The organism is Promicromonospora kroppenstedtii (assembly GCF_044389675.1).
GTDB classification, from domain to species: Bacteria; Actinomycetota; Actinomycetes; order Actinomycetales; family Cellulomonadaceae; genus Promicromonospora; species Promicromonospora kroppenstedtii.
Window position 1 is genome coordinate 224,163 of record NZ_JBIRYI010000006.1, and the last position, 15,177, is coordinate 239,339.

The following is a 15,177-nucleotide window of genomic DNA, read 5'->3' on the forward strand; positions in this document are numbered from 1 at the left end:
GACGCCGTCGACGAGTCCCGCCCGGCCCGAAGTGCCGTTACCCGATCACTCCCGCGCCGGGTCCAGCACCACCATCCCCGCGCGGGGCGCGGTGTCCATGGTGGGTACCAGCCGGGCGGCCTCCGCCATGCCGACGACGCGGTCGACCAGGTCCTGCGGGCGCAGCGCCCCGGAGGCCACCAGGTCGAGCATCGCGGGGTAGTCGGCGGCGGCCATGCCGTGGCTGCCGAGCACGTCGAGCTCCCAGGCGATCACGCGGCCCATCGGCACGCGCGGCCCGCCGTCGACGGGCGCGAACAGCCCCACCTGGACGTGGCGGCCGCGTCGGCGCAGGCTCAGCACCGCGTCGGCGCACGTCTGCTCGCTGCCGACGGCGTCCACCGCGACGTGCGCGCCGCCGTCGGTCAGCTGGTGCACCACGGCGGGCACGTCCAGGCCGTCGGCCAGGACGGTGCGCTCGGCGCCGGCGCGACGGGCGGCCTCCAGGGCACCCTCGGACCGGTCGACGGCGGCGACGCGCGCCCCGCGGGCCGCGGCGATCATGACGGCGCTGAGTCCCACACCGCCGGCGCCGACGACCACCACCCACTCCCCGGCCCGGACCTGCGCCCGGCCGGCCACGGCCCGGTAGGCGGTCGCGAAGCGGCAGCCCAGGCTCGCCGCCGCCTCGTACGAGACGCCCTCCGGGATCGCCACGAGGTTGGTGTCGGCCGCGTTCAGGACCACGAGCTCGGCGTACGAGCCCCAGTGCGTGAAGCCCGGCTGGGTCTGGTCGGGGCAGACCTGCGCCTGCCCGGTGCGGCACCACTCGCAGGTACCGCAGCCGCTCACGAACGGCACGGTGACCCGGTCGCCCTCGCGCCACTTCGTGACGCCCGCGCCGACCTGGGCGACGGTGCCCGCGAGCTCGTGGCCCGGCACGTGCGGCAGGGCGGGGATGTCGGTGTCGTGGCCTGCCCACGCGTGCCAGTCGCTGAGACACAGCCCGGTGGCGTGCACCCGCACGACGACGCCGCCGTCGGGGGCTGTCACGTCGCGGACCTCGCGCACGGAGACGGGGCCCTGGTACTCGTCGAAGAGGATCGCTCGCACCCGCGGATTCAACCATGCGCCGGCGACACCCGACCCACGCCGCTCAGCGCGCCACGCGCAGCAGCAGGTCGCGCGCCCCGGTGAACCGCCGCGCGTGCGCCACCCGGCCCATGCCCCGGGCCAGGGTCTGCAGGCGCTGCGTAGGACGACGGCGCAGGCGGTCGTAGCGCGCGAGCGCACGGTCGACGCCGCCCGCCCTCAGGTGGCCCTCGGCGTCCGTCAGGCACCGGGTCAGCGTGACGGCGTCCACCACCGCCTCGCACGCGCCGCGGCCGAGATCGGGGGTCATGCCGTGCGCGGCGTCGCCCACCAGGACCGCGCGTCCGGCCACGTAGGTGGGCAGGTGCGGGTGGACGTCGTACAGGTCGTGGCGCATGACGTCGTCCTCGGTGAGCGCCTCCAGGACCTGCCCGATCGGGGCGTGCCACCCGGCGAACAGCCCGCGCAGCAGAGCCACCTCTCCCCCGGCGGCGCGCTGCCCGCGGGGTGCGTCGAGGGACGCGTACCAGTTGGTGGTGCCGTCCAGGTAGGGCGTGACGCCGAACCGCCGACCGGGGCCCCAGGTCTCGCTCACCTCGTGGGTGACGACGGCGACGCGCCCGCGCAGCGCGCTCTGGCCCGTGTACCGGGCGCGGTAGCGCTCCCCCAGCAGGGCGGTGCGGTGCGCGCTGAACACGCCGTCGGCCACGACGACGACGTCCGCGAGCGCCGGGCTGCCCGCCTCACGTCCTGGTGCGGCGCCGTCCGTTTCCGTGTCCACCCGGCCGCGGGCGATGTCGTCGGCGGATCCGTGGACGGCGCTGTGGTGGTGGATGGTCTCCGCGGGCAGTGCGGTGCCGAGGATGTGGGCGAGGTCGCGGCGGGCGATGAGTCGTACGTGGTCGCCGGGGTGCCGGGTGATGCGTTCGGTGTCGAGTCTGGCCAGGAGGGTGCCGTCGGGGCGGCGGACGGTGCCTGCGTGTTGCGGGGTGGCGACGGCGCGGACGGCGTCTCCGGCGCCGAGCTGGTCGAGGGCGGTGATCGCGGTGGGCCACATGCCGAGGGCTGCGCCGCTGGTCTCGGGGTGGGTGGCGCGTTCGTGGACGGTGACGTGCCAGCCGGCGCGGGTGAGGCCGATGGCGGTGGCGGTGCCGGCGATACCGGCGCCGATGATGACGGCTCGTGGCATGCCCGCGACGGTACTACAGATGTAGTGCAATTGACTACAGCCGTAGTGTGAGGGCATGCCCTCCCGTTCGGACACCCTGCTCGACGCCGCGATCCACGTGGTCGGCACCGACGGCATGCGCGCCCTGACGCACCGCGCCGTGGACGCCGCCGCCGGGCTGCCCACCGGCTCCACGTCCAACCTGTTCCGCACCCGCGAGGCGCTGCTGCGCGCCATGGTCGTGCGGATGATCGACACCGAGGTCGACGGCTGGACCCGCCTGGCCGGCGCCACAGCCGCGCCCACCACCTCCGACGCGCTCGCCCATCTCCTGGCGAGCATGGTCGCCACCCTCACCGGAGAGCTGCGCACCCTCACCGTCGCGCGCTACAGCCTGTTCATGGAGGCTGCCCGCGACCGCGGGCTCCAGGCGGAGATGGGCCGGGGCGCGGCCCGCGTCGCCGCGATCGGCCGCCAGTGGCTGACAGCCGCCGGCTCCCCCGACCCGGCGGCGCACACGGCCCTGCTGATGGCCCACCTGGACGGCGCCGTCGTGCACCGGCTCGCCTTCCCCGACGCCCCACCCGCCTCGGACGACGCCACGGCCGGGCTGCGCACCCTCCTGGGCGCCCTGCTCCCCGCGCCCCTCACTCCCCCGACAGGATCCGCAGTACCGGGGTGAACGCGTCCATCAGCTCCTCGGACACCACGAGGTACGAGATGCCCAGGCGCTCGCGGCGCTCCCGGAGCTGGTCGGCCATCTGCTGCGGCGGCCCGGTGACCACGGACACCGCCCCCGAGGCCGCGAGCGCCGTCGGGTCGACGCGGTCGGCGAGGTAGCGGGGTACGGCGTCGCCGACGGCCATGAGGTTGACGTTGAGCTCCAGGGGCGCGTCGCGGCCTGCGGCGGTGGCGGCGTCGCGCAGCACCTTGACGAGGGCTGCGGCGGTGGCGTCGTCGGCGTCGAGCGGGATGCCGAGGGCGACGGTGTCGGCGTTCTGGCCGGCGAGGGTGATCATGCGCGGTCCCCCGGCGCCGATCAGGAGCGGGACGCGGGGCAGGTCGGTGTCGCGCGGGACCACGCAGGCGTCGGTGGTGGCGTAGTGCTCCCCCGTGGTGGTGACGGTCTCGCCGTCGAGCAGGCGGCGGATGATGCGGACGGACTTGGCCAGCCGCGACACACGCACCCTGGGGCGGTCGAACGTGCGTCCGAGCATGGCGTTGTCGGGGCCCGTGCCGGGGTGGCCGGCGCCGATGCCGAGCTCGAAGCGCCCGTCGGACAGCACGGCGAGGGCCACGGCGTCCTTGGCGACCAGCACGGGGTGGCGGAAGTCGTTGGCCAGCACGTACGTGCCCAGGTGCAGGTGGCTGGTGACGGTGGCGGCCGCGGCGAGCGCGGGCAGCACGGACAGGCCGTGGGCGATGCTGTCGGGCGCGACGAGGGTGTCGAAGCCGAGCCGCTCCACGTGGCGGACCTGGTCGAGCCATGCGGTGCCGGTGCGTGCGGGCGTGGCGACGACGCCGAAGCGGAACGGCGTTGTGGTGGTCATGGGTTCTCTCCGTCCTGGGCGTACCTCTCGGTCCAGGCAACTGCGCGTGCCCGGAGGGCACAAGCACATTCGCCGGTGCGCGAAGCCGGGTGTACGCGGACCGGCGTGGTGCGCTGCGGCGAGCGCCGGTCCCGTCGCAGGTCAGCGGCACATTCCGGCAAATCGGGAGTGTCAGTGGTCGCGCTTAGGGTGGCGGACATGGTCGCTCCTCCGCGCCTCGAGCGCATCACCGTCGACGAAGCCGCACGCCGCTACCTGGCGGCGGTCGAGGTCGAGACGATCCGCGGTGTCCTGTCCCCCGCCACGGCACGCAGCTACACGCGTGACGTGACGGAGTTCGGGCGCCTGACGGGCCGCGAGCGCATCTTGGACGACGTGACGGGGTCCGACGTGGACACCGTGCTGGTGCGGTACCAGTCCGCGCCGGACGCCCGGTACACCGACCCCGACCGTAAGGCGGGTCCCGGGCGCAGCACGGCGACGGTCAACCGGTTCCGGCAGTCCGTGTCCCGGTTCTTCGCGTACGCGGCCCGGGAGTGCTGGGTGCAGGCGGACCCCATGCAGTGGGCCGCACCGCCCGCCAAGGTGCGCGGCAACCTGCGTACCGCGCGCACCGCCCTGTCGGCGGGCGCCGCCCGCAGCCTGCTGACCACGGCCCCGCCCGACTCCCCGGCCCGGACCGACCAGGACCTCGCGCTGCGCGACCGGCTCGTCGTCGCGCTCCTGCTGGTCCTGGGCCCGCGCGTCTCGGAGCTGGCCCGCACCGACGTGGACGACGTCGCCCGCGAGCCCGAGCGCACCACCTGGCGTATCCGCGGCAAGGGCGGCAACACCCGCACCGTGACTCTCTCGGCGCCCCTGGCCCGCGCCCTGGACGACTACCTGACCCGGCTGCGCCCCACCCTGGCCGCCAAGCGCCCGCAGGACGACGACGCCCAGCGCGCCCTCCTGCTGTCCTGGCGCGGCCGCCGCATCGACACCCAGGCCATCCGCGCGCTGCTGGCCCGCGCCGTGCGCCGCATGCCCGCGCCCTACCAGCGCGAGGCCACCCCGCACGCTCTGCGGCACACCACGGCGACCCTGCTGGTGGCGGACGGGTGGGACGTCAAGGTCGTCGCCGAGCTCCTCGGGCACGCGTCGATCGCCACCACCGGCGTCTACCTCGACCGCATCGAGGGTGAGCTGGCCGCCGCCATCCGCTCCCATCCCCTGGGGGCCGCCATCGAATGACGCGGCTCCCGGACCACGGGTTCCGAGTGCGGCCCCACCAGCGGCGGGTGAGACTCGGACTACCCGGACGAGGAGCCTGCCGATGCGGACAGATCTATGACCACCGTGCTGGTGACGGGCGCGGGCGGCCCCGCGGGCCGTGCGCTCGGCAGCCAGCTCGCCGCCCGGGCCGCCGCGGGCGCCGACCTCACGTGGGTCGGGGTCGACATCACGCCCGTGACCGACCCGAACTACCCCGCCACCGACCAGGCGCCCCGCGCCGATGCGTGGGACTACGCCACCGGCATGCGGGACCTGATCCTCAAGCACGCCCCCGACCTCGTGCTCCCCACCGTCCAGGACGAGCTGCCCCAGGTCGCGGTCCTGGCCCAGGCGCTCGACCGGTCGTCCGACCGGGCCTTCGACGCCGAAGGCCCCGGCACCGCGAGCGCCGTGCCGGGGCCCTTCCCGGACGCCGTCGGCCCCGTGCTGACCCCCGACCCGGGACCGGCCGCCATCGCCGCGGACAAGCTGCTCACCATGCTCGCGCTCGACCGCGCCGGCGTACCCGTACCGCGCTTCGCCCTGCCCACCGACTTCGGCGGCGTCGCCGAGGCCCTGGCCTGGGCGCGCGGACCGATCGTGCTCAAGCCCCGCGTCTCGCGCGGCGGCCGCGGGGTACGGCTCATCGAGTCCCCCGCGGACCTGGGCACCACGGCCGACGCTGTCGGCACAGCAGGCGCCGACGAGAGCGCCTGGAGCGCCCTGGACGCCTCCTGGATCGTCCAGTCCTTCGCACCCGGTACCGAGTACTGCCCGCAGCTGTACCGCCCCCGTACCGGCACCGGCACGATCACCGCCGTCGTCCTGGAGAAGACCGAGCTCAAGCAGGGTCGCGTCGGCAACGCCGCCGCCGTCGTCCGCCCCCGGGCAGGCACCCTGCCCGACGTCGAGCACGTCGCCCGCCGCGCCGTCGAAGCCCTGGGCCTGACCGGGCCCGCCGACCTCGACATCCGCCGCGACACCACCGGCGCGCCCCTCGTCCTGGAGGTCAACGGGCGGTTCGGCGCCAACAGCGACCACGCCCCGGAGCTGCTCGACGCCGCCCTGACGCACCGGCTGGCCCCCCGATGAACCAGGCCCTGGCCGCCGCCGTCCTCGTGTTCGGCGTGACGGTCCTCGTCGTCAGCCTCGCGCGGCTGCTCATCGTGCCCTGCGCCCTGTGGTTCGAGGCCCGCCACCGCCGCCCGCCCGCCGGCACCCCGCCCCATGCCTCGACGATCTTCGCCCCGCCGCCCGCGGCCCCGCCGTCGGTCTCCGTCATCGTCCCCGCCTACAACGAGGGCGTCGTCCTGGACGCCTGCATCCGGTCCATCGCCCGCAGCGACTACCCCGACTTCGAGATCGTCTGCGTCGACGACGGCTCCACCGACGACACCTTCGCCCAGCTCCAGGCGCTCGAGGCCGAGCTGCCCCGCGTGCGTGCCCTGACCCAGCCCAACGCCGGCAAGGGCGCCGCGCTCAACCGGGGCCTGCAGCACGCCCGCGGCGAGGTGCTCGTGCTGGTCGACGCCGACGGCGTGTTCCGGCCCGACACGCTGCGCGAGATGGTCCGCGCCTTCGCCGACTCCCGCATCGGCGCCGTGTGCGGCGACGACCGGACCGTGAACCTCGACCGCGTCCAGACCCGTTACCTCGCCCTGGTCAGCCACGTCGGGACCGGGCTCGTGCGCCGCGCCCTGGACGTGCTGCGCTGCCTGCCCATCGTCTCGGGAAACACCGGCGCGTTCCGCCGGGACGTCCTGGAACGCACCGGACCCCTGCGGGAGGACACGGTCGGCGAGGACCTGGAGCTGACCTGGCGGGTCTACCGCGCCGGGTACCGCGTCGCGTTCGCCCCCCGCGCCCTGGTGCACGCCGAGTCGCCGTCGACCCTGCGCGGCCTGTGGAAGCAGCGGGTGCGCTGGGCCCGCGGCCTGCTCCAGTCCGTACGCCGGCACCGCGACATGGTCGGCAACCCCCGCTACGGCATCTTCGGCCCCTACCTCGCCCTGACCGTCGCCACCCAGGTGCTGCTGCCCGTGGTCCAGGTCGCCGCGTTCGTCGTCCTCGTGGTCCTCGCGTTCCTGGGCGACACCAGCGCCCTGCCCGACACGGTCTGGGGCGTCGTCCTGTTCACCGGGCTGGCCCTGTCGGTCGTGCTGCTCCTGGTCGCCGTCCTGCTCGACCGCTCACCCGGCGACCTGCGGCACGCCTGGACCCTGCCGCTGTGGCCCTTCTACTCGGCCATGATGAGTCTGGTCATGCTCCGCGCACTGTGGTTGGAGCTGCGCGGCGCCGACAACCGGTGGAACAAGCTCGACCGGACCGGCACCATCTCGATCGACACAAACCTGGACGGCGCTCCGGAGACCTCCGCGGACACGAGGCAGGACCGATGAGCCAGTGCACCGCACGCACCCCCGCGAGCGCCGTCGCGGCCACGCTCACCGGGCTCGCCGCGCTCGTCGGCGTAGCCGCCCTCGCGGGCTGCACCCCCGACCCGGTACCGCCCACCGTGGACCGCCCCCTGGTCCAGGCGGAAGAGGTGCACTCCGTCAGCCTCGGCATCGAGGACATCACCGACACCGAACAGGACTGGGACGCCGTCCGTGAGCACCTCGACGCCGCCCACGTGAACATGGTGACCCTCGCCGCCGGCCGCGTCGAGTTCGTCGCCTTCGACTGGGCAGCACACCCCGACGCCGTCGCCGAGGAAGGCACCGACCACCTCGCCCGGGCGATCGACGAGCTCGCGGAGAGCCCCGACGGGGAGCCGCGCCGCGTCGACCTCCTGATCGACGCCCTGATCCCGGCCTGGATCAAGAAGGACCCGTCGGTCGGCGGGGTCGGCGAGGACGGCTCGCGCTCCGAGTACACGCCGTCCGCCTCCGCGATCCACGACGGGCCCGTCGGCGCCCGCTTCCTCGAGCTCGTCGAGGAGCTCGCCCGCCGCTACCAGCCCGACCAGATCACGTTCAGCGAGCTCAAGTTCGACGACGAGACGTTCGGGCAGGACGACGCGGCCCTGTACCGGGAGATGACCGGGGAGGACGACTGGCCCCGCGAGGCCGACGGCAGCATCCACCAGGACGCACCGGAGATCGGCGAGTGGCGCTCGCAGGTCCTGGCCGACTTCCTGGACCAGGCGTCGGCGGTGCTGGACGACGTCGCGGCCGACACCGGGAAGCGCACCAACCTCGGCATGGACGTGCTGATCAACTGGGAGGACCCGGTCAAGGGTGTGCCCGACGCCGGCCTGAGCTACCCGCTGCTGGCCGGGGCCGCCGACCGGCTGGTGCTGTGGGGCTACCTCGGTATCGGGGACCACAGCCCGCAGGAGCTGGAGCAGGTCCTCGCGGAGCTGGCGGGTTCCGACATCCCGATGGAGAAGTTCATCGTGTCGGTGGGCCTGTGGGACCTCAGCCAGCCCGACGACTCGATCTCGGCGGGGCTGATGGCCCGTGGCGTGCGCGCGGCGAGCACGAACGGCGTCACGGCGGTCAACGTCACACCGTTCACGCTGATGACCCCGGAGCACTGGAGCGCCCTGAGCGAGGTGTGGAGGACGCTTCCCCCGACGACGCCCTCGGTGCGGACCAGCCCGTCGGAAGGGTCAGGCTGACCCGTGTGCCCTGGTCGGGGCCGCTGTCGACGGTCACGGTGCCGCCGTGCGCGGCCACGACCGCTGTGACGACCGGCAGGCCGAGCGTGATCCCGGTCGCCTCGCGTGGCGTGCGGCGACCGAGCGCGTCGGACGGCAGGGGCACCCCGGTGTCGGTCACCTCGACGACGGCGTCCGGGCCCGCGGCGTGCACGCCCACCGTGACGGACCCGCCGCGGGGGGTGCGCTTGATCGCGGCGCCCAGCAGGCTGTCGATCGCGATCGCGAGGACGTCCGGGTCGCCCGGCACCTGCACCGGACCCGGCGCGTGGGCGGTGAGCGTCAGCCCGGCAGCCTGCGCCGTGGGCGTCAGGTCCGTGACGCAGGTGCCCGCGAGCGCCGCGAGGTCCGTGTCGGCGCGGTCGAGATCGAACGTGCCGGCCGCGAGGCGGGCGCTGAGCAGCAGCTCGTCGACCAGGCGCAGCATGCGCCGCCCGTTGCGCTCGATGACCTCCACGTGCCGGCGCTGCTCGTCGTTCAGGGAGCTGATCCCGAGGAGCTGGGCGTACCCGATGACGGCGGTCAGCGGCGAGCGCAGCTCGTGACCGACGACGCCGAGCTCGGCGTCCACCGAGTCGCGGCTCACGTTGTCGCCCGCGCTCTCGCTGACGCCACGGGTGTTCACGCGTGCCCCGGCCCGCCGGCGATCTCGTCCGCGGTCACGGCGTGCGCCGGCGTCAGGCGCATCGTGGACCGGATCGTCTCCAGGGGTTCGGCGTACCGGCCGCGGGTGAACCGGGACCAGTAGCGGGCGGTGGCACGCACGATGTCCTCGTCCATGTAGTCGCGGTGCGCCTGGGACGCGAAGGCGCGCAGCATGCGCAGCTTGGTCTCCAGGTGCTCGTCGATGTCGATGAACCGGTTGGGCTGGTAGGCGATCGTGCACGACGGGCTCTGGAAGCACGCGAGGTCGGCCACGGCGCGGGAGGCGACCTGCACGGCCTGGTGCACGGCGCGGTGGTCCTGGTGCCGGTCGTGGTTGCTGTGGGTGTAGACCTGGTCCGGGCGGAACTCGCGGATCACGTCCTCGACGGCGGTGATCGGTCCCGACGCCGGGTCCAGGTGCGTGTCCTCGAAGCCGAGGTGGATCAGCTTCGCACCCACGATGTCCGCGGCCTCCTGGGACTCCCGGCGGCGGGCCTGGGTGTCGCCGCCCACGGAGCCGCCCGACATCGTCAGGATCACCAGCCGGTCCCCGCTGCCGGCGTGCGCGGCCAGGGTGCCGCCCACCCCGATCTCGACGTCGTCCGGGTGGGCGCCGACCGCGAGGACCGTGCGGCTGCGGGTCGCGGCCCGCCGGTCGCGACCACGCTGCACCAGGGTGGTGGCCCGCTCGACCAGCGTGTCCACGTCGACGGGTTTGACCAGGAAGTCGTCGACGTCGCCGCGCAGGGCACTGACCGCGTAGTCGACGCGGTTGTGCGCCGTCAGGACGATGATCGGCACGCCGGCGGCGAGCCGGTGCACCTCGGGCAGGATCTGCAGGCCCGAGCGCCCGGGAAGCTCGACGTCGATGACCACGAGGTCGAACTTCGCGCCCTGCAGGGCCGCCAGGGCGCTCTCCGCGTCCCCGGCCAGGACCACGTCGACGCCCGCGTGCTGGGCCAGGACGGTCCGCGTGAACTCGCCCGCGTCCGGGTCGTCCTCGACCACCAGGGCGGACCACGCGGGGGACGGAGCACCGGCCACGTCGTCGGTCATACGTCCTCCTCCACGCAGGAACCAGCCCGCCCCTTTGGTTGCCCTACCTGTAAGACGGTAGGCACGAATCCCCCGGCGCGCCTGTCGTCGCCCCTCGTCGGGCACGCGTCACCCCCCGCTCACCCGCGGGTCACCCGCCTGACGCCGGGCGCGAACGGGACCCTCCGTGGCACGATGAGAACCGCCGGAAGGGACGGGCAGATGCTGAAGACACTCGGCTTGGCAACGCGGGCGGCGGCCCGATGAACCGGCGGATCCTGGTGGTGGACGACGACGAGGCGATCCGGGACGTGGTGCGCACGGGCCTGGAGATCGTCGCCGGATGGACCGTCCAGCTCGCCACCAACGGGGCCGACGCCCTGACGATGTGCGCCGCCGACCCGCCCGACGCGGTGCTGCTGGACGTCATGATGCCCACGATGGACGGCCCGTCCACGTTCGGGCAGCTCCAGGCCGAGCCACGCACCCGCAGCGTGCCCGTGATCTTCCTGACCGCGAAGGTCCAGCCCGCCGAACGCCGCCAGTACGAGGGTCTGGGGGTCGCCGGGGTGCTCGCCAAGCCGTTCGACCCGCTCACCCTGCCCGACCAGATCTCCCACCTGCTCGGTTGGCGCGACTGAGCCACCCCACCACCGCGGGGCGTCCGGCGGAGAGATGAGCAGGTGGGCGAGACGGCGGGTTAAACTGCGTGCTCGCGAAGGGTGCCCTACGCTCGGGCACATGGGGCCGCGGCGCGACGCTGCACAGTCGAAGGACGGGTTTCTGCGCTGGTGCTGGGTCGCCGGCGTGCTGGTCGTGCTGCTCGCCCTCGCCCTGGCCAGTCCACTGGGCCAGCCGGCACGCGAACAGATCTCCATGGCCGCCATCGCCGGGGCGGGCATCGTGGCGGCCATCAGCTGCGGGCACCGCGCGGTCCTGTCCGTCGGCCGGCGCCGCCGGGCCTGGGGCCTGCTGTCCCTCGGCGCGATCGTGGGCCTGACCGGCAACGTCTACTCCAGCCTCGTCCGCGACCCCGCCACCGGGGACGTCGCCTACATCGCGGCCCTCCTGCTCGGCGTCGTCGGCCTGTCGCTCTTCCCCGCCGTCCGCCCCCGCGGCCAGGAGCTCGTGCGCATGCTGCTCGACAGCGCCGTCGTCGGCGGCTCCGTGCTGTACATCGCGCTGTTCGCCGTCGCCCTGCAGTCCGAGCCCTCCCAGGCCGACCCCGCACTGACCGCCTACGCCCTGCCCGTGGTCGACGCCCTGCTTGCCACCCTCGCCGTCCAGGTCATGACGCGCTCCAACAGCGCCGAACGCGTACCCCTGGTCCTCGTCGGCGGCGGGTTCGTCCTGTACGCCGTGGCCGACGTCGCGTTCGCGCTCCTGCAGGCCCAGGGCGGCTTCACGTTCGGCAGCCCCGTCGACGCCGGCTGGGTCGGCGGCTACCTCGCGATCGCGCTCGCCGCACGCCACCCCGCCGCGTCCGGCGCCCCCGTCGTGGGCCGGCGCGAGGCCGGGACGCCCGTGCTCGGCACCGTCGTCACGTTCACCCTGTTCCTCGCCGCAGCCCTGGTCCGCGTCGCCCAGTCCGGAGACCACGCGGTGCCCTGGGTGGCCAACGCACTGTGGGTCGCGGTCCTCGTCGCCGTCGTCACCCGCCAGATCATCGTCGTCGTGGACAACGAGTCCCTGCGCCACGGCCTCGAACGCCGCGTGCAGGAACGCACCGCCCAGCTGCGCTCCCTGGCCAGCGAACGCGAACGCACCCTCGAGTCCGTGGCCGACGGCATCTACGGCGTCGACACCGCCGGCCGCGTCACCTTCGTCAACACGGCCGCCGCCTACACCCTCGGAGCCACCGTGTCCGACCTCGTCGGCCACGACGCGCACGCCACCTTCCACGCCCCCGCCCACGACGGCACCCCGCTGCCCGCCGAGGGCTGCTACATCGCCGAGGCCCTGCGCGACGGTGTCACCGTCACCGCCGAACAGGACACCTACCTGCGTCTGGACGGCAAGGAGGTACCCGTCGAGGTCACCGCCAGCCCCCTGCGCGACGACGGCGTGATCCGCGGCGCCGTCGTCGTCTTCCGCGACATCACCGAACGACGCGAGGTCGAACGCATTAAGGACGAGTTCGTGTCCGTCGTCAGCCACGAGCTGCGCACCCCGCTGACCGCCATCCGCGGCGCCCTGACCCTCCTGGACAGCAACGCCCTCGCCGACTCGCCCCAGCAGGCCGACCGCATGGTCCGTATCGCGCTGACCAGCAGCGAACGCCTCAGCCGCCTCGTCGACGAGATCCTCGACACCGAACGCCTCGAAGCAGGAACCACCCAGCTCGACCTCGCCGACCATCACGTCGACACGCTCGTGGCCGCCGCCGTCGACCAGGTCTCCGTCCTCGCCGACGACGCCGGCATCACCCTCGAGGCCGAGACCTCCCCCGAGATCGTCCGCGCCGACGCCGGACGCATCGTCCAGACCCTGACCAACCTCCTGGGCAACGCCGTCCGGTTCTCCCCCGCCGGCAGCACCGTGCGCGTCAGCGCCGCCCCCGTCGGCGACCTCGTCGAGGTCCGCGTGGACGACGAGGGCCGCGGCATCCCGTCCGACAAGCTCGAGGCCATCTTCGGGCGCTTCGAGCAGGTCGACGCCTCCGACACCCGCGAACGCGGCGGCTCCGGCCTCGGCCTGACCATCGCCCGCAGCATCGTCGAACGCCACGGCGGCCGCCTCTGGGCCGTCAGCCAGGGCGAGGGCACCGGGTCCAGCTTCCGCTTCACCCTGCGCCGCGCCGCCCCCCACCCCCTCGGCCCCCTCCGCGCCCCCGAGACCACCGGCTCACCCCAGGCCACCCAGGTCGTCGTCGTCGACGACGACCGGTACGTCGTCGACGTCCTGCGCACCGTCCTGGAGGAACGCGGCTACGAGGTCGTCGGCCTCACCGACGGACAGGCCGCGCTCGCCGTCGTCGAGGACGAGCACCCCGCCGCCGTCGTCCTCGACCTCGCGATGCCCGGCACCAGCGGCGCCGAGGTCCTCAGCCGCCTGCGGCGGACCGCCGCGACCGCCGACGTCCCCGTCGTCGTCCTGTCCGCCACCCGCCCCCACGACGCCCTGGAGACCGCGGCGCTCGCGGACGACTGGCTGGTCAAGCCCGTGGACCCCGAGCGCATCGTGGAGACCGTGCGGGACGTGATCCGCCGCCAGCCGCACCACGGGCGGGTGCTGCTGGTCGAGGACAACGAGGACCTGCGCACCGTCGTGGCCACGGTGCTGCGCAACGCGGGGCTCGTCGTGACCACGGTCAGCACCGTCGGCGAGGCGCGCGGCGCCCTGGCCGACGGTGCTGACCCGGACCTCGTGGTGCTCGACCTGACCCTGCCCGACGGCAACGGCCGGGAGCTCGTAGCCGACCTACGGCGCGACGGCCGCCTGCGCCGGGTGCCGCTCGTGGTCTACTCGGGAGCCGAGGTCAACCCGGCCGAACGCGCCGACCTGCGTCTGGGCAGCACCGTCTTCCTGACCAAGGGCCGGGCGGCACCGGACGCGGTGCTGCACTCCGTGCTCGACCTGCTGGACGCCGCTGCCGGCCGTGCCGGCGACGTCGGACGGCCCGACCCCCTCGACCCGCGGGATCCTCCGGACCCGCCTGATCGACCCGACCAGCCCGACCAGTCCGACCAGTCCGACCAGCACCCGACCACGAGGCCTCGATGACCGACACCCTGACCATCCGTGTGAGCTCGGGCAGCGGCACAGGGCGTACGCCCCTGGCGGCGTTCGACGCCGCCCTCGCCGCCGCCGGCGTGAGCGACTTCAACCTGGTGCGGCTCAGCTCGATCGTACCGCCAGGGGCCGCCGTGCAGGAGGTGGAGCGGCACGACCAGCTGCGCGGTGCGCACGGGGACGTGCTGTTCTGCGTGTACGCCCAAGCCCACGCATCACTGCCGGGCCACGAGGCGTGGGCGGGCATCGCGTGGTCCCGGCACGAGGACGGCAGCGGGGCGGGCCTGTTCGTCGAGCACGAGGGGCCCTCGAACGAGCAGGTCTCGGCGGACCTCACGCACAGCCTGCAGGACCTGTCCGCCACGCGCGGGAACCGGTACCACCCGGAGGGCCGCCGGATCACGGGCATCACCTGCGTCACGATGCCGGTGTGCGCCGTCGTCGTGGCGACCTACCGGCACGTGGGCTGGCAGGAGCTCCAGCATGGCTGACGTCACCTTCGAGGAGGTCGTCGGCGGCGCCGACGCCGACGGGTTCTGGGAGCTGTACGTGCAGGCCTTCGAGCCCCTGCGCACCCGCGCCGCCGCCCGGCACGTCCTGTACCGCCAGGAGTTCGACGCCGAGATGGCCGACCGGCGCGTGACCAAGCTCCTGGCCCGCGACGAGCAGGGCGAGCCCGTGGGGCTGACCACCCTCGCGAAGGACCTGGCCGCCGTGCCCTGGGTCAGCCCCGAGTTCTTCGCCGCCCGCTACCCCGAGCACGCCGCGCGCGGGGCCCTGTGGTACATCGGGTTCACCCTGGCGCACCCCGGGCGGCGCGCCACCCGCACCTTCATGGACATGATCGACGCGCTCGTGGCCCACCTCGCCGCCAACCAGGTGGTGTGCGCCTACGACGTCTCCCGGTTCAACGACGACTCGCTGCGGTTCGCCGACAACCTGCGCCGCCACCTCGAACGCACCCAGGACGTCACGGTGGAGACCGTGGACCGCCAGGCGTACTACGCCACGACGTTCCACTGACCCGCGCCGTGCGTCTTACCGGGTCCGACACCGTGAGACCG

General features: G+C 74.1%; 14 protein-coding genes. 9 read left to right on the plus strand and 5 right to left on the minus strand.

From position 1 onward, the window contains the following. Window positions 1-45 precede the first annotated feature (45 nt). Both ACH47X_RS11710 and ACH47X_RS11715 read right to left on the minus strand, forming a co-directional pair. On the minus strand, window positions 46-1,092 hold the full coding sequence (locus tag ACH47X_RS11710; RefSeq protein WP_397404404.1) for an alcohol dehydrogenase catalytic domain-containing protein: 1,047 nt from the start codon (window positions 1,090-1,092) through the stop codon (window positions 46-48). Window positions 1,093-1,135: 43 nt separating this feature from the next. Beyond that, window positions 1,136-2,260, minus strand: a complete 1,125-nt coding sequence (locus ACH47X_RS11715; protein WP_397404406.1) for an FAD-dependent oxidoreductase — start codon at window positions 2,258-2,260, stop codon at window positions 1,136-1,138. A 55-nt stretch (window positions 2,261-2,315) separates the two neighbouring features. Between ACH47X_RS11715 and ACH47X_RS11720 the strand changes: the two genes are divergently transcribed. Beyond that, on the plus strand, window positions 2,316-2,921 hold the full coding sequence (locus tag ACH47X_RS11720) for a TetR/AcrR family transcriptional regulator (protein ID WP_397404408.1): 606 nt from the start codon (window positions 2,316-2,318) through the stop codon (window positions 2,919-2,921). Here ACH47X_RS11720 and ACH47X_RS11725 read toward each other — a convergent pair. After that, entirely contained in the window at window positions 2,887-3,789 is a 903-nt protein-coding gene (locus ACH47X_RS11725; RefSeq protein WP_397404410.1) for a TIGR03621 family F420-dependent LLM class oxidoreductase, read from the minus strand. The genes ACH47X_RS11720 and ACH47X_RS11725 overlap by 35 nt on opposite strands. A gap of 198 nt (window positions 3,790-3,987) precedes the next feature. Between ACH47X_RS11725 and ACH47X_RS11730 the strand changes: the two genes are divergently transcribed. The 4 genes from ACH47X_RS11730 (at window position 3,988) to ACH47X_RS11745 (ending at window position 8,662) form a co-directional block, all read left to right on the plus strand. After that, window positions 3,988-5,019, plus strand: coding sequence for a tyrosine-type recombinase/integrase (locus ACH47X_RS11730; RefSeq protein ID WP_397404412.1), 1,032 nt, complete (start codon window positions 3,988-3,990; stop codon window positions 5,017-5,019). Between the two features lie 96 nt (window positions 5,020-5,115). Further along, complete coding sequence (locus tag ACH47X_RS11735) at window positions 5,116-6,132, plus strand: ATP-grasp domain-containing protein (protein WP_397404414.1); 1,017 nt, start codon at window positions 5,116-5,118, stop codon at window positions 6,130-6,132. Next, the gene (locus ACH47X_RS11740; protein WP_397404416.1) at window positions 6,129-7,439 is read left to right on the plus strand and encodes a glycosyltransferase; all 1,311 of its coding nucleotides are present in this window, start codon (window positions 6,129-6,131) and stop codon (window positions 7,437-7,439) included. The genes ACH47X_RS11735 and ACH47X_RS11740 overlap by 4 nt, the downstream gene beginning before the upstream one ends. After that, window positions 7,436-8,662 (plus strand): hypothetical protein, encoded by a 1,227-nt coding sequence (locus ACH47X_RS11745; protein WP_397404418.1) that lies wholly within the window; start codon window positions 7,436-7,438, stop codon window positions 8,660-8,662. Before ACH47X_RS11740 ends, ACH47X_RS11745 begins: the two co-directional genes overlap by 4 nt. On the opposite strand, the gene ACH47X_RS11750 is transcribed toward ACH47X_RS11745, so the two are convergent. Further along, entirely contained in the window at window positions 8,556-9,326 is a 771-nt protein-coding gene (locus ACH47X_RS11750; protein ID WP_397404420.1) for a sensor histidine kinase, read from the minus strand. The genes ACH47X_RS11745 and ACH47X_RS11750 overlap by 107 nt on opposite strands. After that, window positions 9,323-10,402, minus strand: a complete 1,080-nt coding sequence (locus ACH47X_RS11755; RefSeq protein ID WP_397404422.1) for a PIG-L family deacetylase — start codon at window positions 10,400-10,402, stop codon at window positions 9,323-9,325. The genes ACH47X_RS11750 and ACH47X_RS11755 overlap by 4 nt, the downstream gene beginning before the upstream one ends. Before the next feature lie 242 nt (window positions 10,403-10,644). Here ACH47X_RS11755 and ACH47X_RS11760 point away from each other — a divergent pair, with 242 nt between their 5' ends. The 4 genes from ACH47X_RS11760 (at window position 10,645) to ACH47X_RS11775 (ending at window position 15,136) form a co-directional block, all read left to right on the plus strand. Then, window positions 10,645-11,022, plus strand: coding sequence for a response regulator (locus ACH47X_RS11760; protein ID WP_397404424.1), 378 nt, complete (start codon window positions 10,645-10,647; stop codon window positions 11,020-11,022). A gap of 100 nt (window positions 11,023-11,122) precedes the next feature. Further along, window positions 11,123-14,104, plus strand: a complete 2,982-nt coding sequence (locus ACH47X_RS11765) for a response regulator (protein ID WP_397404426.1) — start codon at window positions 11,123-11,125, stop codon at window positions 14,102-14,104. Then, complete coding sequence (locus ACH47X_RS11770) at window positions 14,101-14,604, plus strand: pyruvoyl-dependent arginine decarboxylase (protein ID WP_397404428.1); 504 nt, start codon at window positions 14,101-14,103, stop codon at window positions 14,602-14,604. Before ACH47X_RS11765 ends, ACH47X_RS11770 begins: the two co-directional genes overlap by 4 nt. Then, complete coding sequence (locus ACH47X_RS11775) at window positions 14,597-15,136, plus strand: hypothetical protein (RefSeq protein ID WP_397404430.1); 540 nt, start codon at window positions 14,597-14,599, stop codon at window positions 15,134-15,136. The genes ACH47X_RS11770 and ACH47X_RS11775 overlap by 8 nt, the downstream gene beginning before the upstream one ends. The last annotated feature ends 41 nt before the right edge of the window (window positions 15,137-15,177 follow it).